Annotated in this window: 18 protein-coding genes; 2 read left to right on the top strand and 16 right to left on the bottom strand. The window is 45.1% G+C overall.

The window, feature by feature from the left end:
- The first annotated feature begins 530 nt into the window (after positions 1-530).
- Positions 531-2,495, top strand: coding sequence for a methyl-accepting chemotaxis protein (locus KIH87_RS05125; RefSeq protein ID WP_232360464.1), 1,965 nt, complete (start codon positions 531-533; stop codon positions 2,493-2,495).
- A gap of 110 nt (positions 2,496-2,605) precedes the next feature.
- Here KIH87_RS05125 and KIH87_RS05120 read toward each other — a convergent pair whose 3' ends face one another.
- The 4 genes from KIH87_RS05120 to KIH87_RS05105 form a co-directional block, all read right to left on the bottom strand.
- On the bottom strand, positions 2,606-5,377 hold the full coding sequence (locus tag KIH87_RS05120) for a methyl-accepting chemotaxis protein (protein WP_232361431.1): 2,772 nt from the start codon (positions 5,375-5,377) through the stop codon (positions 2,606-2,608).
- Positions 5,378-5,987: 610 nt separating this feature from the next.
- On the bottom strand, positions 5,988-6,644 hold the full coding sequence (locus tag KIH87_RS05115; RefSeq protein WP_232360463.1) for a hypothetical protein: 657 nt from the start codon (positions 6,642-6,644) through the stop codon (positions 5,988-5,990).
- A 317-nt stretch (positions 6,645-6,961) separates the two neighbouring features.
- Entirely contained in the window at positions 6,962-7,228 is a 267-nt protein-coding gene (locus KIH87_RS05110) for a zinc ribbon domain-containing protein (protein ID WP_232360462.1), read from the bottom strand.
- A gap of 453 nt (positions 7,229-7,681) precedes the next feature.
- Positions 7,682-8,437 carry a hypothetical protein gene (locus KIH87_RS05105; protein WP_232360461.1) on the bottom strand — a complete coding sequence of 252 codons (756 nt, stop codon included), beginning with the start codon at positions 8,435-8,437 and terminating at the stop codon, positions 7,682-7,684.
- Positions 8,438-8,712: 275 nt separating this feature from the next.
- Here KIH87_RS05105 and KIH87_RS05100 point away from each other — a divergent pair, with 275 nt between their 5' ends.
- Positions 8,713-10,428, top strand: a complete 1,716-nt coding sequence (locus KIH87_RS05100) for an alpha-amylase family glycosyl hydrolase (protein ID WP_232360460.1) — start codon at positions 8,713-8,715, stop codon at positions 10,426-10,428.
- A gap of 126 nt (positions 10,429-10,554) precedes the next feature.
- Here KIH87_RS05100 and KIH87_RS05095 read toward each other — a convergent pair whose 3' ends face one another.
- From KIH87_RS05095 to KIH87_RS05040, 12 genes are all read right to left on the bottom strand, one after another.
- Positions 10,555-10,872 (bottom strand): hypothetical protein, encoded by a 318-nt coding sequence (locus KIH87_RS05095; protein ID WP_232360459.1) that lies wholly within the window; start codon positions 10,870-10,872, stop codon positions 10,555-10,557.
- Between the two features lie 204 nt (positions 10,873-11,076).
- Positions 11,077-12,273 (bottom strand): sedoheptulose 7-phosphate cyclase, encoded by a 1,197-nt coding sequence (locus KIH87_RS05090; protein ID WP_232360458.1) that lies wholly within the window; start codon positions 12,271-12,273, stop codon positions 11,077-11,079.
- A 41-nt stretch (positions 12,274-12,314) separates the two neighbouring features.
- Positions 12,315-13,016 (bottom strand): phytanoyl-CoA dioxygenase family protein, encoded by a 702-nt coding sequence (locus tag KIH87_RS05085; RefSeq protein WP_232360457.1) that lies wholly within the window; start codon positions 13,014-13,016, stop codon positions 12,315-12,317.
- Positions 13,013-14,398: a family 4 glycosyl hydrolase gene (locus tag KIH87_RS05080; RefSeq protein ID WP_232360456.1), complete on the bottom strand. Its 1,386-nt coding sequence runs from the start codon at positions 14,396-14,398 to the stop codon at positions 13,013-13,015. Before KIH87_RS05080 ends, KIH87_RS05085 begins: the two co-directional genes overlap by 4 nt.
- The gene (locus tag KIH87_RS05075; RefSeq protein WP_232360455.1) at positions 14,391-15,449 is read right to left on the bottom strand and encodes an ROK family protein; all 1,059 of its coding nucleotides are present in this window, start codon (positions 15,447-15,449) and stop codon (positions 14,391-14,393) included. Before KIH87_RS05075 ends, KIH87_RS05080 begins: the two co-directional genes overlap by 8 nt.
- Entirely contained in the window at positions 15,446-16,585 is a 1,140-nt protein-coding gene (locus KIH87_RS05070; RefSeq protein WP_232360454.1) for a sugar phosphate nucleotidyltransferase, read from the bottom strand. Before KIH87_RS05070 ends, KIH87_RS05075 begins: the two co-directional genes overlap by 4 nt.
- Positions 16,582-18,618 carry a glycosyltransferase gene (locus KIH87_RS05065; RefSeq protein ID WP_232360453.1) on the bottom strand — a complete coding sequence of 679 codons (2,037 nt, stop codon included), beginning with the start codon at positions 18,616-18,618 and terminating at the stop codon, positions 16,582-16,584. Before KIH87_RS05065 ends, KIH87_RS05070 begins: the two co-directional genes overlap by 4 nt.
- The gene (locus tag KIH87_RS05060) at positions 18,615-20,177 is read right to left on the bottom strand and encodes a phosphotransferase (protein WP_232360452.1); all 1,563 of its coding nucleotides are present in this window, start codon (positions 20,175-20,177) and stop codon (positions 18,615-18,617) included. Before KIH87_RS05060 ends, KIH87_RS05065 begins: the two co-directional genes overlap by 4 nt.
- Before the next feature lie 30 nt (positions 20,178-20,207).
- Positions 20,208-21,491, bottom strand: coding sequence for an aspartate aminotransferase family protein (locus KIH87_RS05055; RefSeq protein WP_232360451.1), 1,284 nt, complete (start codon positions 21,489-21,491; stop codon positions 20,208-20,210).
- Positions 21,481-21,846, bottom strand: coding sequence for a cupin domain-containing protein (locus KIH87_RS05050; RefSeq protein WP_232360450.1), 366 nt, complete (start codon positions 21,844-21,846; stop codon positions 21,481-21,483). Before KIH87_RS05050 ends, KIH87_RS05055 begins: the two co-directional genes overlap by 11 nt.
- Positions 21,847-21,854: 8 nt before the next feature.
- Positions 21,855-22,343, bottom strand: a complete 489-nt coding sequence (locus tag KIH87_RS05045; protein WP_232360449.1) for a hypothetical protein — start codon at positions 22,341-22,343, stop codon at positions 21,855-21,857.
- Positions 22,340-24,046, bottom strand: a complete 1,707-nt coding sequence (locus KIH87_RS05040) for an ATP-binding cassette domain-containing protein (RefSeq protein WP_232360448.1) — start codon at positions 24,044-24,046, stop codon at positions 22,340-22,342. The genes KIH87_RS05045 and KIH87_RS05040 overlap by 4 nt, the downstream gene beginning before the upstream one ends.
- Positions 24,047-24,051 lie beyond the last annotated feature (5 nt).

Below are 24,051 nucleotides of genomic sequence, written 5' to 3'. Positions count from 1 at the left end.
GAGACAAACAAGCGGCAATTCACCGGGTTTCACTATTTATTATCGTTAGCAAGATATCTGAGCTAACGAACTACCCGGGCTCGCCTCGCACCAGACAACCCCTTAATTTCGTTAAACAGGGAAACCGGGAGATTCTACGAGAATTATCCCAATTTAATCTTCTGAGCCACACTTCTCAGGTCAAACGACTCATTGTACCACTTAATATAAAGAGATTGACGGGTATGACAAAGGCATGACAAAAGAGGCTCTCTATGCGGTAAAACGATTTCACCACGTTTTGTTCATTTCCTCAAAATATCCTGTAAAATACTTTAGAAATTAGGCAGATACTGACTCACTTGACTGTGAAAAAGCGATCCATTAATTTGTATCAAATTGTAATCTCGGTTCACTTTTTGAACTTGCGATGGCAATTTGAGACATTGAAATGAGTAGTGGCTTATTCTCAGGGAACAGTCAAACATGCAGTCTGCACTGTTCAGAATCGCCATCCAGAGTAACGTTGTAACAAGAGTACTCCTATGAGAATGCAGCACAAACTTATATCCGCTATTGCGGTTGCGGTAATCATACCTACAGTCATTATTGCCGGCGTGAGTATTTCCAAAAGCACTTCCCAGTCTTTGGAAAACTTTGTTTATAAAACACAAAACGAAATTCGTCAGGTGGATAACGGGTTTAAGCTGTTCTTCGATCAGGTCAAAGCCAACGCCGAATATCTGGCAAAGCACCCCACAGTAAAACAAGTTCCTCCCGAAACCAGCACTTACATGGGTGAAGCTCGGATTATGGATCCGGTGAATAACCATCCCAAAGAAGCAGCCATATTTGAATTTTATGGTTTATTCAGCCAGTCTCACAAAGAACTGCTCAATGTTTATCTGGGTTCAGAAACTGGCGGTTTTATTCAATATCCCATTGAAGAGATTGGTGGCTACGACCCTCGCAAACGCCCCTGGTACAAGCAAGCGATGGAAAACCCAGGGAAAGCCGGTATTACAGAGGCCTACCAAGGTGTAACAGGCGGCCCAATGGTATCGGTCATGTACCCTATCACCAACCTTTCTGGTGCTACTGTTGGGGTGCAAGGTCTGGACGTATCGTTAACCACACTCACCGACCTGTTACAGTCGATTAAGCTTGGCGAAACTGGTTATTTAATTCTTATCGATGAAGCAGGAACCATTCTTGCGGATCCCAAAACACCATCCAATAACTTCAAAAAACTAAACGAAGTTAACTCTCCATTGTTTAAAGAGTTGAGCCAAAGCATTTCAGCAAAGCGCACAACCAGCTTTTCAACCTCACATAATAGCAAAGATGTTGAAGTCACCACTTATCGTTCACAGGAGCTAGGATGGTTTTTCGTTGGTGTCATCGACGAAAGCGAGATCATGCAACCCGCCTATGAAATGAGCGGCTTGATTACCGTCATCGCGTTAATCATGGTTGGCGTGTTTGTAGGTTTAGGCATTTTCATGAGTAAGCGTTTGGTTGCGCCTATCGCCAAGGTGTCGGCAGGCTTAAAAGATATCGCGCGAGGTAAAGGCGACCTGACACAGCGTCTGGATGTGAACAGTGCAGACGAAACCGGCATGCTGGCAAACTGGTTTAATCAATTCCTGAATTCCATTAATGACCTGGTACTCGACATCAAAACCGATTCACAGTTATTGGACGACAAGTCAGCCCAAATAGGCAGTATTGTTGAGCAAATCAAAACCACCAGTCACCAACAGGAAGACGTTATTGATGACTCGGTTAAAAGCATCGCAGAAATGGCTCAAACTGCCAGCGATGTCGCAGAGAACTGCCGTGCGACTTTAGCCATGGTCACGAATACAGAAACCTCGGCTCAAGAAGGCTCTAACGTTATCAGTAACATGGTGAAGGAAGTAAGCAAATTGTCTGACACCATGACTGAATCAGCCTTTGCCATGCAAGAACTGGAAAGCGAAAGTAACAACATCACCAACATTCTTGGCGTTATTCGTGGCATTGCAGAACAAACCAACCTGCTAGCGCTCAACGCAGCCATTGAAGCCGCAAGAGCCGGTGAACAAGGTCGCGGGTTTGCAGTGGTTGCAGATGAAGTACGAACGTTAGCACAACGTTCTCACGATGCAACGGAAGAAATCGAGTCCATGCTCAATAACCTGACCAGTAAAACCCGATTTGTATCAGGCAAAATGGACACCAGTATGGAGCAATCCAAGCAAGCGACCGAACAATCAGCTCAAGCTAACCAGTCCTTTAAGGAAATCAGCCAGTCGGTGATTGAGATCCGACACAGCCTTGATGAAATCGCCCGAGCAGCCAATGCTCAGCATACCGCTTCGCAAAACATTGATAAGAACATCAACGGCATCACTCAATCTGTTCGCGAAGTCGCGCAAGCGTCTGATTCTCTTGAGATTAACGCTAATGAACTTAGTGCAATGTCCAGGGAATTAAATGAATTGGTTGGCAAATTTAAAGTTCGGGATAGATAACTCAAACCTGAGCTTTTAGAGGAAAACAGAGGGCACCTATACTTACAGGCGCACTCTGTTTTTTATTGACGTTCTTTTTAATGCTGCTCTTCAACTAAAGATGTTTGAAATTATAGTTTGAAGAACGACAGTTGTTCGTGCATATCCCCAGCCTGATTGGCCAAAGACTCACTGGCAGAAGTAGCTTCTTCTACCAACGCCGCATTTTGTTGGGTCATCGTATCCATTTGCGAAACAGCCTGATTTATCTCACCAATGCCACTCGCTTGTTCAGAGGAAGATATATTAATGTTGGCAATCATGTCAGCTATCTGACGCATCGCTTCAACTATCTCAACCAACGTTTCTCCAGATTGATGAACCAACCGGGTACCACTTTCAACTTTACCTACGCTATCTTTAATAAGCTCTTTAATTTCCTTGGCGGCAGTAGCGGAACGCTGTGCCAGACTTCGTACCTCAGATGCAACGACCGCAAAACCTCGTCCATGTTCTCCCGCTCTTGCAGCTTCCACAGCAGCATTTAACGCCAACAAGTTGGTTTGGAATGCCAGTTCATCAATAACGCCAATAATATCGTTAATCTTCTTACTGGAAGCACTAATGGCATTCATGCTGTCCACGGCAGCTCTAACAATGTTGCCACCTTCCTCAGCCTTCTGATTCGCTTCTACTGAATACTTGCTCGCTAAGCGGCTGTTTTCTGCATTGTTTTTCACATTTGCCGTCATTTGCTCCATACTGGCAGCCGTTTCTTCCAACGAAGACGCCTGTTGTTCTGTTCTACGGCTAAGATCAGCATTGCCCTGGCTAATTTGTGAAGCTCCAGAAGCAACTTGAGCCGCAGCATTGGTAATACTACTGACGATGTGTTGCAACTTCTCAAAGGTAGCATTAATAGACTGCTTTAATGCCTGAAATTCAGGAATGAAATCATCTGTGATCATCGCTGACAAATCCCCCTGCGATAACTTCTCCAGAGAAATCATCGCGGCATTCACAGCATGAACACGCCCCGTTACATCGGTTGCATATTTCACCACTTTAAAGGGCTTTCCATCAGCGTTTAGTATGGGGTTATAGGAAGCTTGTATCCAAACATAATTCCCCGACTTGCTAATACGTTTGTACTCTCCTGCCTGAAATTCCCCGCAATTTAACTTCGCCCAAAACTTTTTATATTCGGCACTTTCGCGATAACCGGGTTCAACAAACATTCGATGATGTTTACCACGAATTTCTTCAATCCTGTAGCCAAGCGCGTGCAAGAAGTTTTCGTTAGCATCCAAAATAGTGCCATCAAGGTTGAATGAAATAACCGCTTGAGACTTACTTATTGCTGCAACTTGGCCTCCATAATCCGCGCTCTGAAGCTTCTGTCGAGTCACATCAGTTGCATATTTGACGACCTTAAATGGTTTGCCATTGGCATCTAAAATAGGATTGTAGGAAGCCTGAATCCAGACTTCTTTGCCCCCTTTCCCCACTCGCTTAAATTCTCCAGAAAAGAATTCCCCGTTATTCAGCCTCTGCCAAAAGTCGCTATATTCAGGGGAATGTTTTAGAGCTTCCTCAGCAAACATGCTGTGATGCTTACCTTTAACCTCTCCCAATGTATAGCCCATTGTGTTAAGAAAGTTCAGGTTGGCATCAATAATTGTACCGTCCATCTGAAAAGAGATAACCGCCTGAGATTTGCCAATCGCGTGAATCTGGCCTTCGTAATCAGCAGATTTCAGTTTTTGTTCGGTAATATCGCTGGCGTATTTCACCACTTTAAAAGGTTTGCCACTCAGATCTAAAATAGGATTGTAAGAAGCTTGAATCCACACTTCCTTGCCACCTTTACCCATCCGTTTAAACTCACTGGATTCATACTCGCCACGGTTTAATTTAGCCCAGAAATCCTTGTATTCTGTGCTTTCCTTGACACCGGGCATAGCAAACATGCTGTGATGCTTGCCTATAATTTCGTCCAGAGAATATCCCATAGTTGCCAAAAAGTTCTCATTGGCATCAAGAATATTGCCATTCATATCAAATGTAATAACAGCTTGAGATTTACTAATTGCGTCAATTTGACCAGAGTAATCGGCTGCCACCACCTTCTGTTGCGTAATATCCGATGCGTACTTAACGACCTTGGTGACTTTGCCATTAAAATCGAAAATAGGATTGTATGAAGCCTGAAGCCATATTTCCCGTCCATCCTTGGCAATACGCTTAAATTCACCTGACAAAAATTGCCCTTGAGCCAATTGCTGCCAGAAACTTTTATACTCTGGACTCTGTTGTTCTTCAGCAGCCACAAACAAGCGATGATGCTTGCCAATTATTTCTTGGAGCGGATAGCCGACGGCATTTAAAAAATTATCGTTTGCATTCAAGATAGTGCCGTCAGGATTAAAAGAAATAACGGATTGAGAGCGACCAATAGCCTTGATTTGAGCTTCGAACTCAACGTTTAGAAGCTTCTGTTTGGTAACATCAGAGGCAAACTTCACCACCTTTGTCAGTTTGCCTTCCGGATCAAAAACTGGGCAGTATGACGCATTGAGCCACACATCCTTCCCCCCTTTAGCCAAACGATGAAATTCCCCCGCATGAAACTCCCCCCGATTTAGCTTTGCCCAAAAGCCTTTATATTCTTCACTGCTTGCATGAGCACCGGGAACAAAAATACTATGATGCTGACCTTGTATTTCACGCAGTTTATATCCCATTACATTGAGAAAATTGTCGTTTGCTAACAGAATTGTGCCGTCTGGACTAAACTCGATCATCGCCAAAGACTTATCCATAGCCTCTAATTTTGCTTTTGAATCAACTAAATCTTTTACGTTATTCGAACCATTCAAAAAACGGAAAGCACCAAGTTTCATATTCACCTATTACCCAAGCTGTAGTTCAGACAGATTCCTACTCACGAAACTCGAATATCGAGATCATGCTCTGCTTTATTAATAGTTAATGGTAGGACAAAGTGACGAGTGCGCCAAAAAAGAGTTTTGTTGAAAAATGAAATTGTTGGAATAAATCAGCCAAAGCCAGAACTACAGGCTTACTCAAGATAAATAGCTGTTCCAAACTATCAGTCAGCAACAGAAAGAGGCGGCGAGTCTGATATAAATTTTTGTGGGTGGCTCGCACTCATTTAGTGCTAGTTCCTCGTCATTTTTTTCCTTAATGCGGATTCTTTCTTCATAGGTAAATACAGGATTAAAACACAAAGAAAGAGTAATCCAGCTCCCGTTAATAGCCATAATAACTTCACGCTTAAAAAATGAATCGAAAAGAAGATAGCAGACCAAAAGAGGACGTTAATAGCTAGCATCAGCGTAAAACCAACACCAATACCTAAAGTGAATAGAGCCCCACACACTCTACAACGAACCGGAATGCGAAACAGCATCAAGCTTTTATCAATAGCTCGAATGCCATTTTGCTTGCATTCGGGGCATCGAGTTACGCTGCCAATCTCCATCGACACCATTACTTATCAGCATATCCCCAAGGCGCAGGGGGTACAGCAACAGCCTTGGTTAAATCAAAATCCACACGAAACTCTCGACCTTCTCGAACCAAACGATAACTAAAGGTTTCTGGATAAATAAACATCTGCCAGGTATTACCGATAGATTGAGGAATTCCCGAAGCAACGAACAGCTCTTTTGAATACTGATCCGCCGGGAAAGACTGCACTTCATCCCATCCGGCATCGACAGTATGACCGCCATACATGGTTGATTTATCGTACTCACCATTTGCCTGACGATGGTCATGTTTCAAACTCAAGCCCGAGCCCGTTTTAGTGATAATCCATGAACGGGAAGCGTCTTGACCCACATGAAACGGGATCTGCAACTCCTTATCCGTGCATTTACGCACATGCATCACCAAACGGTTCTCACTGAAGGTTTTACTGGGCTGATTATCAACCGTCACCTTACCTTCATAAGCCTTACCACAATGCTGTTTAATGGCATCAAAAAACGCATCATGAGTGGGAATACTGACAAAAGGCGCGGGCTTTATCACCTTGTCTTTCTCGTCAACAGGCTTAGCAGGTGAAGCAGCCCAAAGAGATGCAGATAAAAAGAGAGGAAAAGCACATACAAGGGACAACTTGCGAAAATGCGTTTGATTCATGAGGGTTTCCAATATCAAAAATACAAACCGAGCAAGGTTTGCATCCAGAGACAAACAATACAGGGCGGGATTCCACTTTGTTCAATAACTGACCAACGGATAATAATCTAAAGTTTCAGTCCTTAGTGCGTGTAGAACTTGTTCAATCGCACACTGTATTCAGCATTATTTTCCTTACTTTGATGTTACAGTAGCTCAATATTTAAACTTAATAACCTGATTAAATATGTGGGATCTCGCCCTGCAAACAATAAATGCAATGGTAATTCTTTATTGGAAAAAGAGGAAACTCTTGAGAAATGATCAGTTTAGCCATGCTATGCGAGTTCTGAGCGACAATGCTTACACAACTTCGCTTCAACTTTGACAAGTTCAGCACAACTAGGGCATTTCTTCATTTCACCCGATTCAATCGCATTCATTTCCATCTGAGCATTAACTGGAGATATCATTAAAGCAATTATAAATCCAATCAATGGTGATAAAACAATGGCAATTATAAAAAATCCAATTCCTGAACGTCCCTTTGAAGAAGCATAGAAACCAACAAGAATTGCAAAAATCAACCAAAACACAAATATCATTATTATTTTATCCTTATTGTGCAAAAAACTAACAAACCATCAATTAAGAAGATTAACCTGACAACGACCATCATCAATATTAGCCAAAATAAAAATTAGGTCAATTATAAAACCATAAAGATTAGAGTAAAAAATCATTAACAAATGAACGAAATTTAGACAGACACATTTTTCACAAGATAACCATTGTCCAAGTTTGATTCAACTCAGTTAAAAACAGCCATTACCATTCGATAACCTGAAGTGCCCCCCGATAACGAGTACCATATTTAACTATCGAATAAATATTCAGGTTCCACAGTTAGGCAATTTTAACTAACTTACTTATCTATCAAACCTATACAAATAAGACATTCTAAATTTATTAAACACACATATAAGGATATATATGTCACACAAAAACTTAAGGTTAGTTTATCAACCAAAACAAAATCTTTTATTTCAGTGATTTTCCTACACCAACCTCAATATCTCTCCCTTCAATGCCGCATTCACTTCAAAATGCTGAGATACAAAATCCAGCAAGGCTTTAGCCGATTCAGGGGATTTGTCATAGCCTTGCATAAAAGGCGATAAATCGATTTGTGATGGTGGGAAACGTTGTTCTATACGACGGTCGGGCGAATAGCCATCGACAAAAGCAGGCTGAGATTCTTGCATATAAGGTAAAAGCGCGATCAATCGGTCAATAGCATACACCTGCACAAAGCGCATGGCTGAACACTTCTCACCACGTTGATAACGGCAAAGCCCTACGTAGAGGTTCGTCAGTAATTCCCCCAGTAAAAACTCAACGCTTTCTTCTGTTGCATGGGGGGGATTTTTAGGAATGGCAATATCCACAGGAACGGAGTCATCCGCCCAGATCACTCGACCTTCGTTGTAACCAATGCTGTTCAGTTCGCTTAAGGTATAAACGCCAAACTCGCAGAATACACCGTCTTCATAAAGCAGTTTGTAACCGTCATCGGTATTACGAAACTTAAACGCCACCGGCGCAATGGATTCCAGCCAATGGATATTATCCACAAAGGCGGGCTTGGCTCCTTCTTTAACGATGGCGTAGAAATCCAGATCGGAATATTCATCCATTCGTGCCAGCTCTTTACCAACGGAGCCTAAACCTATAAGCGCTAACCCATCTGGATGCTGACGCACAGAGTCCGCAATGGCGTGTAAACGTTGTTGTAGTAACTCGACTTTTTGCATAATCAATCAGACAATATCGGGAAGTTGAAGTAGGAAACATTATTTCTCTGTCGATAGAATTGTTTACCAAACTTAACAAAAAAGTGAATGTGAATACGTATGCAGTCTATTGAATAGAAAGGTCGAGCACGCATAGCATGTGAAAAAATTTCCATGCAGCTACAATTCGGAAATTCGACCCAAAGGCTCAATATAGATAAAACACCAATATAAAAATAAGAGCATTCACCTAATACCCGCAAACATCGGAATCATTCAAATAAGGGCACTCATTTATGACATTTACCCGAAACATGCTCCTCGCTTCTATCAGTATGACCACAGCGCTATTAACAGGCTGTGCCAGCACCGACTCATCAAGCAGCAAACACAACAACAGCTTTAGTAATGAATTCTACGGCACGCTCAATCCTTATGCCGCAGAGCAAGTTTACTTCTTGTTGACCGACCGCTTTGTCGACGGCGACCCATCCAATAACCACGAAGACCAAGGCGGCGAGAAGTATCACACCTTTAACCGCCCGCTGATTGGCCCCAACGGTGAGGAAGCTAATGTAGGTTATATGGGGGGCGATTTTAAAGGCGTGCTCAACAATGCTCAGTATATTAAAGATATGGGCTTTACTTCGGTATGGATCACTCCACCTTTTGACAACCCTGATGAAGCTTTCAGCGGCGGTGAAGAAGTCACCTACGGCGCATATTACAAAGATGGCGGCAAAACCGGTTATCACGGCTATTGGGGCGTGAACTTCTTTGAAGTCGATGAACACTACCCTTCCAAAGACTTGTCTTTTGCCGATTTCACACGTCATTTAAAAGAAGATTATGATCTGAATTTTGTACTGGATATCGTCGGCAACCACGGTTCGCCGTCTTACTCCATGCCTGTTGATCAACCCAAGTTTGGTGAACTTTATGATGGTGAAGGCAACCTTGTTGCGGATCATCAAAATATCCATCCGGAAAAACTGGATCACAATAATCCACTGCATCGTTTTTACAACAAGCATACCGGTTTGGCGCAATTGTCAGATTTAAATGAAAACAACCCGGCAGTGGTAGACTACTTTGAAAAAGCCTATTTGAAATGGTTGGCGCAAGGCGTACACGCCATTCGTGTAGACACCATCAAGGAAATTCCACACTTTTTCTGGAAAGACCTGTTAGGGCGTTTACGCAAGCATTACCCTGACATGTTCATCTTCGGCGAAAGCTTTTCCTACGATGCAGAATTTATTGCAGAACATACTCGCCCGGAAAATGGCGGCGTTAGTGTTTTAGACTTCCCCGGCAAAGAAGCCATTACCAAGGTATTTGAAAATCCAGGCACCGATTATTCAGAGATTCTGAGCTATCTACACCTTGACGATAAGGTCTATCAAAACCCTTATGAATTGATGACCTTCTACGACAACCACGATATGACGCGCATGAACGCCACCGACGAAGGCTTTATTGATGCCAACAACTGGTTGTTCACCGCACGCGGCATTCCGGTAATTTACTACGGTTCAGAAATGAACTTTATGACAGGCAAAAACGAGCACGAAGGCAACCGTAATTACTTTGGTCAGGAACGTATTGAACAAGCGAAAAAGCACCCCGTTCAAAACAACCTTACCCGTATTGCTCATGTACGTAAAAACAACATTGCGCTACAACGTGGCTTGCAAATCAATTTGGACTTCACAGGCGACAAGGCCAGCTTCTATCGCGTTTATCAAAACGGTTATCAAAACCAGACTGCGTTGGTCATGCTGAACAAAGGCGACAAAGACGCAGAGTTCGTGATTAAAGACAAATTAAGTCATGGCTTGTGGCTAGATGCGTTTTCGAAGAAGCACTTGATCGTGGATCAAAATACGCCTGAAATCAAAGTCACGGTTCCCGCTCATGGCGTTAGCGTCTGGGTAATGAATAATCAGGCCAACAATAAAGATTTGATAAAAGCCTTACAAAAGCAACAAGACGCTTTGGGGCTCTATTGATCGATAACAGCGATCTATAAAAGCTGAAGTAGAAAAAAGAATAGATAACGAGCCCCGAAAGGGGCTCTGTTATATTAACCAATATTGATTGGTATTAATCAGGAAAATATCAACTAGCGCTTAAGGCTATCTTTTAGTGACAGCCGCCGTTGTCACGCTAATGCTCAATGTGGCGGAAGCAGAACGATTAGTCGCTTCTTTCGCAATATCAGCCAACAACTGCTTCCACTCTTCAGAAGACTTAATGTGCGCTTCAATGGCCTCTTCACTTTGCTTGTTCTCCACCGGAATAGAAGAAACCAATTTAAGAATACTGTGGCTGGCACTGTCGTTTAATGCCCAAGACCGGAATTTATCTTTGACCTTGGGGACAGTGATCTTCATACCTTGTTGAATCAATTCGTAAATTGCACTACTCAAAGAATCGGTGGTTAATGATCGCATCTTTACTCCTGATTAATAAAAAGTAATCAATTATAAGTGCAAATAATATGCACTTTCCGGTAAAAAATAAACCCTTAGAATTGACCATTTGGTCATCTTTTTAAAAAAATTTTAACAATTACTAAAAATTAATGTGCTGAATGGCAATTTCAACATGTTTCACACATCGGAATCTTGGTTTATTTCCGGGTCAGTTCGACACCATTAAGCCATATCCAACTCAGCTTGCCTTGCCTCAGTTTTTCCTTCTGCATCAATCAACTTCACAATGTCGATAGCCTGTTGTAGCAATTCAACAGGTAACTCCTCCGGTTCCTTAATGAAAATGCCTTCACCAATATCCGTTGGCAGAACCAGATTAACGGCATTGCGATGCAATCTGACTTCTTCTACCGAGGCTTGCATACTGTCAACGTGGCAACACTCGGCATCATAAATGGGTAAGTCGGAATGCTGTATGAGTCGAATGGCGCGCTCGCTATCCTCTTTGCTCATGTGGCCTTTCAGGTAAGACAAGGCACACGACAGCGCCATATCAATAGCCACGGCCTCACCATGTAATAAGCGATGATCAGTATGAGTTTCAAAGCGCATACTGAAGGTATGACCAAAATCCACCAGGCGTTCCAACTCCAGCTCCAGCAAATTCGGTTGTAACTCTTCGATCATGCGCAACATGGCCGCCACGAAGATGCTGTAATCCATGTGCTTGATACTGCCTTTGGGATGCTTAAGGTAATAGTCTTCAATTTGCTCAAAGATATTGGCATCACACACCAAGCCCATTTTGATGACTTCGGCTAATCCACAACGCAGTTCACGCGCAGGAAGTGTGTGTAGAAACAGGCGATCATTGATAGTGGCATAGGCAGGGTAATAGGTTCCCAGCATATTCTTGGATTGCATGAAGTTAACGCCGGTTTTCACTCCAACCGACACATCAACCTGCCCCACCAGAGTGGTGGCGATCTTGATGAACTTGGTGCCACGACGATACATAGACGCCGCAAACCCCACCATATCCATAATGATGCCGCCACCAATGGCAACAAAGCAGCCATCTCTGTCCAGATTAAACGCTTTAGCCTGAGCACAAATTCCCAACACACTATCCATGGTTTTGTTCACTTCGGTGGAAGGCGTTACAGTCAACAAATATTGCTGCGCTGGCAGGTGTTTTTCCATGTACTGACTAATAGCTTGCCCATAGATTTCATACACGGTTGGGCTGATCACAAACAGGGTGCGCTTGTCGCCAAGTAGCTCAGCCAAAAGGGGATTACTTAACTCGAAAATACCTTCGTCGTTAATAATGTTGTAACCAAAATCAGCCAAGGCACTAACGTGCAGTGTGTCTTTTCGAGCCCGGGTTCCACCAGCAACAATTTCAATATGTGACATAGTCTTTCTCTTTCCAATTATCTCTCTGTTCAACCACGGAGCTAGCCAGCGTAGTTCACCTGACCATTACGATATACACCAATTTGGGTGTCTTCAGGTTTCACTTCGGAAGAATGAAAACGCATGTTGACCGACACTCGATCTTGATTGGAATAGTTGTGGTTTACTTTGTGGAACAGGCGGCAATCACCAATGATCAAATCCCCGGCTTTTGGCGCAATGGCCTGTTCGCCGGATAACGGATCATGAGGGTTGCCTGTCGGCAAACGGCCTTGCTTATGACTGCCCAGTACAAAATGCAATGCGCCGCTTTCCATGGTGGTATCAAAGGGATAAAGCAGGAAATTAAACATCTTACTGGGAGCTACTTTTTCAAAATGTACATCCTGATGCCACGGAATCGCCTGACCTTCACCGGCTTTATTGTGCTGCACCAATGACTGCTGCAACTGATAACCTTCCGGGAAAATGCTGTTCAAAATCGACTCAATCAGTACATTACTTTCTAACGCCTTTAGCGTTGGATAATGAACGTGTTGATTCACAAAACAGTAGCTTGTGGACTGATATTTCTGGAAAAAATGCTCAGAGCCTTCTCTTGGGATCATCTTGCTTTTATCGTCCAGCATTTGTAGCAATTCATCTTGAATTGCATATAAATGCTCACCTTTGAAAAAGCTGGGAATATGCAGTAATCCGTTGTTTAACAACTGATTCTTATCAAAAATAAAGGTCACACTCATACCGTATCTCCCGGTAAAAACAACTGAGTTGGAGACAAAGACTGGGTATTTTGAAACACCCGTTGGATCAGCTTGTCTTGCAGACAAACCTCTTGAAAATAGGCTTGCACCTTACCTAATTCACGGATCATCGGATTAACCAGGCACGCAGCGACGATACCATTTGCGTCACCCGACACAATGGCTTGCAACAACTGTAATTCCGACTGTTTCATTTGTCGGATCAAGGCATATTCCTGGCTCTGCAACAGCGCTTCAGGCAAAGCTTGGGCTTCAAGCTGCAAACCACCAGGCGAACACACGCCTTCCATAATGCAGCTAGCGGCATTTAATCCCAGTGGATTGCGAAGAGCATTGTCGCCCGTTACCGCAGGCGCATTGGCTATTACTGTATGTTGTTCCAAGCCCAGCAAATTAGAAAACAAGGGCGAGACCACCAGATTGAACCAGTCACAATTACGCTGTCCTAATACCTCGAAATAAGCGTTAGGATCGCGAATACCATCACGCAACAAAGCATCCATAGTGGATTCAAATTCCAGTAATTGCGCAGCGCGATTAATTTTGGATTGTTGCTCCTGCACCACTTGTTGCTGTTCAAACACATAACGCCAAGACACATTCAACAAGGTGTTGAAGTATTCATTACATTGCGGTTTGAAAGGTAACGCTTGGTCAAACTCGCTCTGCAATAGCTCAGGCAAATACTCCTTGCCGTCCACCTTAACGGAATGCACCACACCAAAATGATTCAAACCAAAATACGCCATATCAAGCGCATCAGGCTTACATTGAAGCGCGGTGGCGATTTTGCTTTTCATCATTTGTGGGTAGTCACAAATCCCCACCACTGGCAGTTGATAGTGACTGACCATGTACTGAGTCAAAATGGAACAAGGATTCGTGAAATTCACAAGGGTATAAGGCTGAGCCTTGTTCTTGATAACATCCAGATAAGGCGTCATGCCATGAATTGCTCGAATGGCATTGCTCACGCCGACAATGCCAATGGTCTCATCGGCAGCCAAGCCGTGTTGCAAGGCAATCTTCTCATCCTGATCACGACTGCTCATGCCACCAAAGCGGATCTGGTTGAACAACAAACCATAATCCTCGTGCAAGCAATCGTGAATATCGGTGGATATGTCTACACGGACATCACGCACATACTCATCCACCAACTGCTGGCACATTTCAGCGAGTAGGCTTAAGCGCTGATGATTACGACCAAACAGGGTAATACGACGCAATCCCTCTAACACGCCATTGCTGCGAAGTGAATCAATCAGCAACAGCGTGTAATAGGTACTGCCTCCGAGGATAAACAGCCCGGTTCTGCTTTTTTGAAGCGCGTTTGAGCCGTTTTGAGAAGGGTTACTCATGCACCCTTTCCTCTTCACCCAAGGCAATACGATCGATAAATTCACGTTCGGATTTATGATACTGCTGCAAATAACGTCCCATACCAATCAGGCTATGGTCATCATCCTTATAGCCCATGCGGCAAAGCTTGGGCAGTTCTTCTTTATCCAGCCCAAACCACTGAAATTCAGCTACGATGGATTGCAAGCTACGCAAATACACATCCCCCAAAGCCACACTAAAACCACCAATGAACACAAAACGTTTAATACCAATGGCGTGGTAAAGATTACTCATGGTGGTCACCAGATAACGCTGGCTTTTCTTCATCACTTCGGTACAGAACTCATCGCCCTGCAACAGCGCAGCAACCAATTTGTGAGTGTTGATATATTCGGGTTTGCCCAGGCAAAGTTCATGTAAACGGCACTTCTTGAAGCCTTTGGGATCTAACGAAGCCATAAAGCGGGTTAATTGCACCATGCCGCGACCCGAAGCCACAGCCCCCAAGTGCCCGCTGCCACCGCAATCGCAAGGTAGCGCATATTCATCAAAAGCCACTTGGCAATGCCCTAATTCGCCGCCCATACCTCGTTCGTTCAACAGCACTTCGCCTTGTCGGAAGACTTTATTTCCAACGCCAGATGAAATGGTATACAGGCAGAAATCTTCACTCATGATGTCGGCATAACGCCAAACCGCCGCGGTAATATCGTTGAGTACCACCACATCCCGTTCAAGTAACTTGCGGCAATCCTGCAATAAAGGAATATTGTGAAGTTCATCGCCCCATAAAGTGGGCGCTGCGGTAACAATACCTTCGGGTGTCACAGGCCCCGGAAACGAGATCCCGACAGGAGTATCAGGATACTGGCGCAAATAAGGCTCGAGACATTCCTGTAACTGATCCAGAAACTGTCGATACAGATTTTCACCTGTGTCGTTAGTTACCTCCAGGCTTTGAACTTTGACACGCTTAACCTGGGTTAAGGCCGAATCAGCCGGACGTTCGGAATCATAGACACCAACTCGCAAATTGGTACCGCCAACATCAACTACGATATAAGTCATACAGACGCCTCCTCAGAGCTCACAACCTGGCTCTGATTATCAGTGATTGAACTGCTGAAATACTCGGTTTCGTATATACCAACCAAAGCTCCCGTCACTTCTTGCCCGGACGAAATCGTTGCTCCAGGCATAATGACGGAATCCTTGATATAGCAATTTGGCTCAATAATGGCTCCGGGATAAATCACGCTGTTTTTCGCGGTGAATTGATTCGCCGGTAGCGCTCTGGACATAATCACGTTTTGCAATTTACCGACATTAGCCAAGGTAATCAGCTCTGCGCCCGGTAAGGTCACTGGCGGATTTAAGCCAATGGTTTCGTGCAATAAACGCATATGTCCGAGGTAATAACGCTCGGTAGTGCCGATGTCTTCCCAATAATCATCAAACTTGAAACCCTTGATGACTTCACCATTGGCAAGCATGGCTGGAATAAGGTGATGGCTGATATCCAGCCCCAATCCGTGTTCTTTATGCATCTGATCGAGATAACGATACATAACGGCTTTATCGAAAATACACACGGCGGTAAAAACGTAATCAGATGTAGGATTGGCGGGCTTTTCAACAAACGCGGTGAGGTTATTGTCAGCATCAAATTCTGTCATGCCAAATAAGGACACAAAACGTCTGGGTATTTGCTGAAATCCCAAGGTTAACGCTGCCCCGGTTCGTTTGTGCTGCTCAAACATGGGGCGATAATCGAAGTTGTAAATATGGTCGGAATGCAGGATCAACACATCGTCGATGTCGTCACGATCAATAAAAGGCTGATTGCGGATCAGCGCATCGGCTGTGCCTTTTTCTTCTAACCGTGTGACACGAGCATACACCTCTTCAGGCACTTGATCGTGAATATCGTTGTAACAACCAAAATGCAGCTTGAGACTGTCTTTCCATTCCTCAAGCAAGTAATCGTGAATTTGTCGCTCTTCGTGCTTCGACATGAGCAACAACTCCTGCACGCCGGATTTCACACAATTGCGCAGGCTAAAGTCGATCATTCGACAGGTTCCCGCGTAAGGAACCAATGGTTTGGGCATGTCTTTGGTCAGGGTTTTTAAGCGAGAGCCCTTACCACCAGCCAACAGTAATGCCATTAACCTCGGGATAGGATTTGCATTTCCAGACATCATGACTGACTCCTGTGTTTAACCGGGAAAACATCACTCATGCCGTCCCAGAATTGATCACCACCTTGCACTGTCACCAGTAAAAACACGTTCTGAACCTGCTCAAAAGCAACGTCGGCAGCGAATACTCCCGACTCGATTTGCTCTAATTCTAAGCGTTCGAATCGTTCACTTTGTTGCTTTGCCTCAAGTTCCATGGGAATAAATACTACCACTGACACTGCTTGTGCAAAACGATATTCGATGCGATTTCCAGAGGTAGGATTAGCAGAGACATGCAAAACAGGTAGCTGATCATCTTGCAATTCGCCAACACCAAAGCGGGTGCTGACCAGCTCCCCCTGGCTCATAATCAACGAAGCACTCTCAGAAAATTGGCTTTCAGGTTTATTGGTGCTACCGGCAACCAGCTCATTCATCACCGCCAAATGCTGTTTAGCCGATTGTTGCCAGGTGAATGTGAGAGCATGCTCTCTGGCATAGGCTTTCTGTTTTTGTAATGCCACAGGATCGGAAAACAGCGTCATAGACTGCTCGAAGGACACCAGCAAAGACTCAATCAATTCAGGATCTTCTTCCCGGAAGGAACGAATAACGCTAAAACCCGTTGCTGGATGGCCTTCACTAAACTGTTCACACTGCCACCAATGCTTCATACCCAATTGTTCTGATGCGATGGGCACACATTGCGCCAACATGGCTTCACCAATGGCAATCAAAAAGGTATCCATCTCAAACTTGGAGGGAAACAAGGCAAAATCTGACGCCGCCGCCATGGCCATCAGTTCATCTTCGGCTTGCATTTCCCAGCGCAGTACCACCTTATCGCTATAGTTTGTCGCCAACTCGTGGAAACGTTGATCAGGAATGCCGCTGCCCGAGACACAGCGCAAAATAAAATTAGCTTGATTACCCGCTGCCAAAAAGCGCTCTACTGCCAACACCAACTCCACTTGCCCTTTATGATTAGGCGCATAACGAGCGTTATGGAAGAAAGTAGGAAGTGCCGGGTTTAAACCCAACGTCTGCAAGGTTTGTTCTCGCGAATAAACCGAAAAGTCCTTCTGTAGCCAGCTATCGGAAATCGCACAGCCACCCACAAAGAACTTGTGCTGATTCGCCGCCACTAATTCGCCAATGCGTAACTGAGTAAACAACGGACGGAATGCTGTACCGTAAAACTGGCTGTAAAATTCCAAATGCCCTTCCGAGAGAAAATCCACCTTGTCGCTGTATTCCACGCACAAGGCAAAAAGGTTCACGTAATCATCCGGATAAGGGTAATTCAAGTGCGTGAATGGCAAGTAATCCAGCAAGCACTGGTTAAACGGCGTTGCCGGGAAATCATCGACAAACTGCTCAGGTTCAATGGCAATATCCAATTGCTCACACAAGGAAATCACTTTTGGCAAATACACCTTTTTATTGATTGGCATATTGCTTTGTACTGTGCTGATCACCAGCTTGCTATCGTCATGCTGGAACGCTGGCGGGATCAAATACTGGTAATAAGGTTCATGAGCATGAACAATCCATTTTTGCTCCGCAAAATAGTGACGAATAAAGTGGATCACCTCGGCCTGAAACACTAAAGGCTTGAAGAAACCAATGTCTTTGCCTTTGCTTTCATAGGGCGGATAGTAAGTATCAGGGTACAAATCCAGAATATGATTCGAGAGGATATAAATACTGACGTCGCCCTTATCCAGACGATAGGCTTTGGTAGTGAGATCCAGCTTTATCTGTTGCCCCGCCACTTTATACTCACTGCCCCAGATGGCAGGATCGGCATCAATGCGCATTTGCCATTGATGTTCATAGTCCAGTTCTACCAAGCCATGTTTCTCTTGCAAATAGGCTTGCTGACCATGCATCGCCGTTAAAATTGCGACCTCTTCCACTGGCTCGGGAGATGCTTGCTCTTTACCTACTTGTAAAAGAGCATTACTCAAATTCCATGTGTATACGGAAATTCCACCTTTGATAAGCTGATAGTCGTAACCACCGCATTCCAAATACACTTCCAGTATTCTCATAGACTTAATTCCTCGGTTAAGGTGCGCAAATAATACAAATCACAGATTTTGAAAAACTGCCGTCCGTAGGCGTAGTTGTAATCCAGTTCTTGCAACAGACGATGAAAATAAAAGGCCTGATACAACACGATTTCTTCCTGTTCTGTCATGGACAAGGAATGGGCACTTTGGTTTAAGCGATAGCCGTCGTTAAGATAACGCACCACCGCCCCACTCCAGTTTTTCAACAAAGGAAACAAATGAGGACAAGAAGCCCGAAGCGTCTCCGGTTGCATAAGTAATTCATCGGCGACTAGGCTAGTATCACGCTCTTGCCAATGGCCTATGGCATCGGCAATTTCGTCAAATGAGAAATATTCCAATCCACGATGCAGGCTCACCACATCCATCAAGGACAACTGAGTCGAAAACATAGCGTCTTTGGGGTCAAGACTGATCGGTGAAGGGTCAATAATGCGGCAGTAATAATCGTCTTCCAGATCCACAAACACATGCCCCAAATGCAAGTCGCTGTGCGCGATAGACACAGGCAAGGTTTTGCCCAAGGCTGGGTGTGCCAATGTCAGCATATGCTTGGCGCATTTTCGTAGTTGGGATAACACCTGAGCTCGAACCTGTTCGGTTAAAGTGTTATCTTGCTTTACAGCTTGGTAGACACGACGCCAACGGCCTTTAAAGCGAGTCAGGTAGGTTTGCACATCAAAGCCTTCACTGGCAGCAATTTGCTGAGAATAGGATTGATTTAAATGCTGATGAAACAAGCGGGTATGCTCACCGATTTTGTAGCACAGCGGCTGTAATTTGGCTGCTTCAGGCAGAATATCATCGGGCGTTTTTACACCTTGATTCAGGTCGGCGATAAGCTGTCGAATAGATTGGCTATACAAGCGATGAATCGGTTCACCATGCACCAGTTCAGTCATTATTCCCAAATATTTAACTTGCGCCTTTCCTTGCCTCTTGCCTTGCTCATCCAACTGAGAACGACTGTGATACTCAATCACGCCTAACACGTTGGGCGTGATGTCTTGTTCCGACACGGCTTGCATCACGCGAACTTCATTATCACTGCGAGGATTCACAATGCGATATTGTTTCAACACATATTCACCTTGCGGCGTTGCACAACGCATCAAGGTATTACTGCTGCCCGGCTCAAACTCCTGCATATCGGTAATAATATGTTGGTGAACATCACCGGTGAGCTTGATCACTGCGCCTTGCTGGGTCACAAAGCCTTCATCACCTGCCAACTTTAATTGCTGGAAAAATCCCGGGTGCAACGAAGCATCTTTCAGTTCAGGCAAACGCTCAATCACCACGGAATACACATGGGTATCCGCCACCTTGATTTTTAGCCAGTACAAAGACCGGGGCGGCATAGCCGAGCTATAATCAATAGGTATTTCGCCATCCAGAGGTATTTGTACCCAATCCAGAATCTCCACAGAATCAATGTCGATATGCTGCTGGGCGAACCAACGCTGTCGTTTCATCTCTTCCAATAATGTTGCCTTGTCAAAAAGCTGATCATGCAACGCTGATTTGGTCTGACTCACGTAACCTCCATACTGCCCGTTACTACTTTCTTAAGATGCAATTGTCTGTAAACACTGATCAAACACCGCCAAGGCTTTGTCGATATCCGCATCACTCACATTCAGTGGAGGCCCTATTCGCACGATGTTTCCGCCCAGGCACACTCTCACGCCAGCTTTCATACAAGCTTGATAAAACTGAGCGGCGATATCTGGCGCGGGAGTTTTATTCTTGCGACAGGACACAAACTCAAGCGCCCACAGCAAGCCGATACCTCGCACATCGCCAATCACTTCATGTTCATGCATCAAATCCCGCAGTCCGCCGCCAAGGCGCTTGCCTTTAGCTTCGACAGATTCCAGCACTTGCTCATTATCCAATACTTCCAGCGTGGCATACGCGGCGGTGCAGCTCATGGGGTTACCGCCAAAAGTCGAAGAGGTCGCACCCGCACCAGCAAATTCACCTTGCCCCATTAAAGCTTCAGTACCGGCTAACATGGAAAAGGGGAACCCGGAACTTAAGCCCTTGGCACCCACGACCAAATCCGGTTCGATGCCGTAGTGCTGGCTGGCTAAAAACCGTCCTGTGCGACCACCGGCAGACACCACTTCATCCGCCACCAGCAAAACGCCATTGTCTTTGCATACCTGAGTGATCATGCTCCAATACTCTTGTGGTGGAACAATCACACCAGCCGCGCCTTGCACCGGTTCGAAAAACAATGCAGCGATATTGGGCTTGGAGCTAATATGCCGGTTCACCAGTTGCGCACATTGCATGTCGCAAGAAGGATAAGTGCGCCCTAACGGACAGCGATAACAGTTAGCCGCGTAGCCAAGCACACTGTTGCCAGACTCGTTACTATAACCAATATCCCAATGCACCAGACTGCGTGCGCCCTGGGTTTTGCCGTGAAAACCGTAACGTAATGCCGCAAGCTTCTGCTTTTGTGGCGGAGCACCGCTAAACACAGCACGAATTGCTGCTTCGACCGCTTCTGCTCCGGTGGTAAAAAACGCCACTCGACTAAGCTCGTCAGGAAGATGTTTATGTAAAGCGACACAAGCCTTGGCTCGGGCTTCGGTACTACCATCATGGACATTCCAAAGCTTGTCTACCTGTTGTTTAACTTCATTCACCACATGCGGGTGGTTATGACCCACATTCTGGGTAAAGATCCCCGCGCCAAAATCCAGATACGATCGGCCTTCGATATCAAACAAATAACTGCCTTCGCCGCGCTCAAAGACCACATCGGCAAGTTGTGTTTCCTGCGAAACGCCGGGGCTCATTAAGCGGTGCTCAATATCCAGCACTTGCTCAGTATTCATTTTGTCCTTCTCCACTAAACTGGATCACGACCAGGTGAATGTCTTCCTGAGAATCGTTGACCAACCCATGTTCACCATTAGCTGGGTTCATCAATACATCACCGGGCTTGACCTGTAACTCTTCACCTTTAAACCACATGGTGCCTGTGCCCTGAGTGATAACGTACCACTCACAGTTGTCGCCATGTTGATGGCGCCCGATAGTCGCGCCCGGTGGAATACGCACAAAATCCACGAAGTCCAGGGTTCTCAAATCCTTCATGCGATCAAAGGCACGATAAGACTCCACATATTGCTCACCGTCATGACAATGGTCTTCACGGGTCATCAGGTCATTAAACAAATCCACACGCATTCGTTGTCTCACTTACCAGCGTTACTGGTGATAAAGGTCTGACCAAGCATGTCTAACATTGAGCGCTTGGCTGTCACCACATGCAAACTCACTGACTGACTAAAGGTCAGTTCGCATGGTTCACATATCACGGTTGCCTGTAATTGCGGCTCCTGCGTTTTTTCTTCCAGAACAGGCGTTAAGGCTGTGATATGTGAGGTGATCCGATTGCCCTTGTTATCGGTAAAATGAACCGTCAGACCGGGGTTGATTCGGGATGCCCAAGTGGGCGGAATATTGAGTGTAATTTCAGATGAATTCTGTTTAACGGACACAACACGTCCGGATTGATGTAGCACTTCCTGTACCGGGTGTTGCACCCAATAAAAGCTAACCATTAAGGCGCAAACCACCGCAACAAGTAATACCGCATAGCCTCGCAAGGGGTTTTGCCCTTCATGCAAACGTTGATAATCCGCTTCAAACCATTGCTGTACTTTTGCAAAAATGAGACTCATTGTTCAACGCCTCCCTGAGTTTTCTCTTTCTGAAGTTGACCGCTGTTCAGTAGCAAAACCTCATCAGCAATACGGCGAGTGCTTGGCTTGTGGGACACAATGAAGGTGATGCAATCTTGTTTGGTCTTTTGCAGGGCATCAAAAATGGCGGCTTCGGTTGCTACATCGAGATTGGCAGTAGGCTCATCGAAGCATCGAATCTGGGCATGTTGATATAACGCTCTTGCCAGGTTTAGGCGTTGCGCCTGACCGCCTGAGAATTGCTCGGCATTTGGCGATAGCGCTGTTTCCAATTTGCTTCTGTCGAGAGAACTGTTCTCGTTAAGCAAGAACTCACACCCAGCCAGTTGCAGAACCTCTTCGACACGCGACCAATCAACCTCAGAAGCAAAACCGGTCAGGTTCTCAATAATCGTCCCTTCCACAAAACCACTGTATTGCCCCATCCAGGTGACCTGCTCGCTTTGTGATGCAATAGACAACTGCTGAGGATTAGCCTTATCCCACAAAACAGCTCCGCCATCAGGTGCGACGACACCCGCCAATAGCTGCAACAAGGTGCTTTTACCTGCGCCGCTGACACCTTCGATCAAGTAGATGTTGCCGCGCTGAAAGGTCGCCGATTGCGCATTTAGTAAGGTTTTATCGCTTCGGCGTAGCGTGACGTTTTCAAGCGTGACATTCGCAACCGACACCAGCTCAATCTCATGCTTGAGAGCTTCGGCTGACTCTGATGAATTATTATTTTTACAATCAATGACTTGAGCTATTTGTTGTAGTTGACTTTGTGCTTCTGCCAAGGATTTGGTGACGGCACTTAAGCGATACACAGGCTGATACGCCAATCCAATCAACAAGATACACAGCAGCAATTCACCAATGCTCAACTGTTGCTGCTCAATGCCGTACATGCCCAGCAGCACAAAACCCATAAATTGAATAGCGCGTAGCAGGTTTTGAATTAGTTCTTGCGCATTTGCCGCTTGCTCCCGTCCATTAAGCTGGCTATGCAAACCCATTAATTCCTGATCCAGTGATTGCAATAACAGCCCTTCACTCTGGCTCACATTAATCATGCGTTTTGCCGCAAAACTATTGCCCAAAAGCTGAGCCAGCTCGCCCTTGGCCTGGTTATATTGCCCCGACAGCGCTTTAACGATGGGATGATGAAAGTGGAAATTAAGCCAATGCAACACCAGAAACGCCAAAGCCCACAGCGCAAACCCAGGCTGCACCATAAACAGCACAACGAAAACCAGCACCGACACAACAACCGCGTATCCGCAGAAGAAAATAAATTCGGAAAGGAAATACTGAAAGTTGCTCAACCAAAGCATGAGCCGATTCGCTAGCTTGATATGCCCAACACGTTGCAATTCTGTAGCCGGGTAATGCCAGATAGCTTTAGTTAGAAAATCCAGACTAACCTGGCGCTCGATGGTCGTTCGCAAGCTTAAAAACAAATAATCCTGCGCACCATTGAGGAAGAAACGTAATATAACCAAGGCAATAGACATCAGCAGCAGCAAATAGAAATGCGTCTGTAATTGCTGCGGTAACACTTGCTCGATAACCACGCTAAACATCAAGGGCAGCATGAAGGAGAATAGCGACACCAAAAAGATAAACGACAATAACAGCCCGGTGTGCCATTTGTGTTGCAAGAAGATCAGGCGAGCTAATGTAAGACTAGCTTTTTTCATGTGAA

Origin of the sequence: Paraneptunicella aestuarii (assembly GCF_019900845.1) — a bacterium.
Taxonomy (GTDB): Bacteria; Pseudomonadota; Gammaproteobacteria; order Enterobacterales; family Alteromonadaceae; genus Paraneptunicella; species Paraneptunicella aestuarii.
This window is presented reverse-complemented; position numbering and strand designations above follow the sequence as displayed.

Excerpts from the sequence above, each read along its gene's own strand:
- KIH87_RS05080 (WP_232360456.1), bottom strand. The coding sequence starts at position 14,398 with ATGAGTAACCCTTCTCAAAACGGCTCAAACGCGCTTCAAAAAAGCAGA.
- KIH87_RS05075 (WP_232360455.1), bottom strand. The coding sequence starts at position 15,449 with ATGACTTATATCGTAGTTGATGTTGGCGGTACCAATTTGCGAGTTGGT.
- KIH87_RS05070 (WP_232360454.1), bottom strand. The coding sequence starts at position 16,585 with ATGATGTCTGGAAATGCAAATCCTATCCCGAGGTTAATGGCATTACTG.
- KIH87_RS05085 (WP_232360457.1), bottom strand. The coding sequence starts at position 13,016 with ATGAGTGTGACCTTTATTTTTGATAAGAATCAGTTGTTAAACAACGGA.
- KIH87_RS05125 (WP_232360464.1), top strand. The coding sequence starts at position 531 with ATGCAGCACAAACTTATATCCGCTATTGCGGTTGCGGTAATCATACCT.
- KIH87_RS05110 (WP_232360462.1), bottom strand. The coding sequence starts at position 7,228 with ATGATATTTGTGTTTTGGTTGATTTTTGCAATTCTTGTTGGTTTCTAT.
- KIH87_RS05040 (WP_232360448.1), bottom strand. The coding sequence starts at position 24,046 with ATGAAAAAAGCTAGTCTTACATTAGCTCGCCTGATCTTCTTGCAACAC.
- KIH87_RS05065 (WP_232360453.1), bottom strand. The coding sequence starts at position 18,618 with ATGAGAATACTGGAAGTGTATTTGGAATGCGGTGGTTACGACTATCAG.
- KIH87_RS05090 (WP_232360458.1), bottom strand. The coding sequence starts at position 12,273 with ATGTCACATATTGAAATTGTTGCTGGTGGAACCCGGGCTCGAAAAGAC.
- KIH87_RS05115 (WP_232360463.1), bottom strand. The coding sequence starts at position 6,644 with ATGAATCAAACGCATTTTCGCAAGTTGTCCCTTGTATGTGCTTTTCCT.
- KIH87_RS05050 (WP_232360450.1), bottom strand. The coding sequence starts at position 21,846 with ATGCGTGTGGATTTGTTTAATGACCTGATGACCCGTGAAGACCATTGT.
- KIH87_RS05100 (WP_232360460.1), top strand. The coding sequence starts at position 8,713 with ATGACATTTACCCGAAACATGCTCCTCGCTTCTATCAGTATGACCACA.
- KIH87_RS05095 (WP_232360459.1), bottom strand. The coding sequence starts at position 10,872 with ATGCGATCATTAACCACCGATTCTTTGAGTAGTGCAATTTACGAATTG.
- KIH87_RS05055 (WP_232360451.1), bottom strand. The coding sequence starts at position 21,491 with ATGAATACTGAGCAAGTGCTGGATATTGAGCACCGCTTAATGAGCCCC.
- KIH87_RS05105 (WP_232360461.1), bottom strand. The coding sequence starts at position 8,437 with ATGCAAAAAGTCGAGTTACTACAACAACGTTTACACGCCATTGCGGAC.
- KIH87_RS05120 (WP_232361431.1), bottom strand. The coding sequence starts at position 5,377 with ATGAAACTTGGTGCTTTCCGTTTTTTGAATGGTTCGAATAACGTAAAA.
- KIH87_RS05045 (WP_232360449.1), bottom strand. The coding sequence starts at position 22,343 with ATGAGTCTCATTTTTGCAAAAGTACAGCAATGGTTTGAAGCGGATTAT.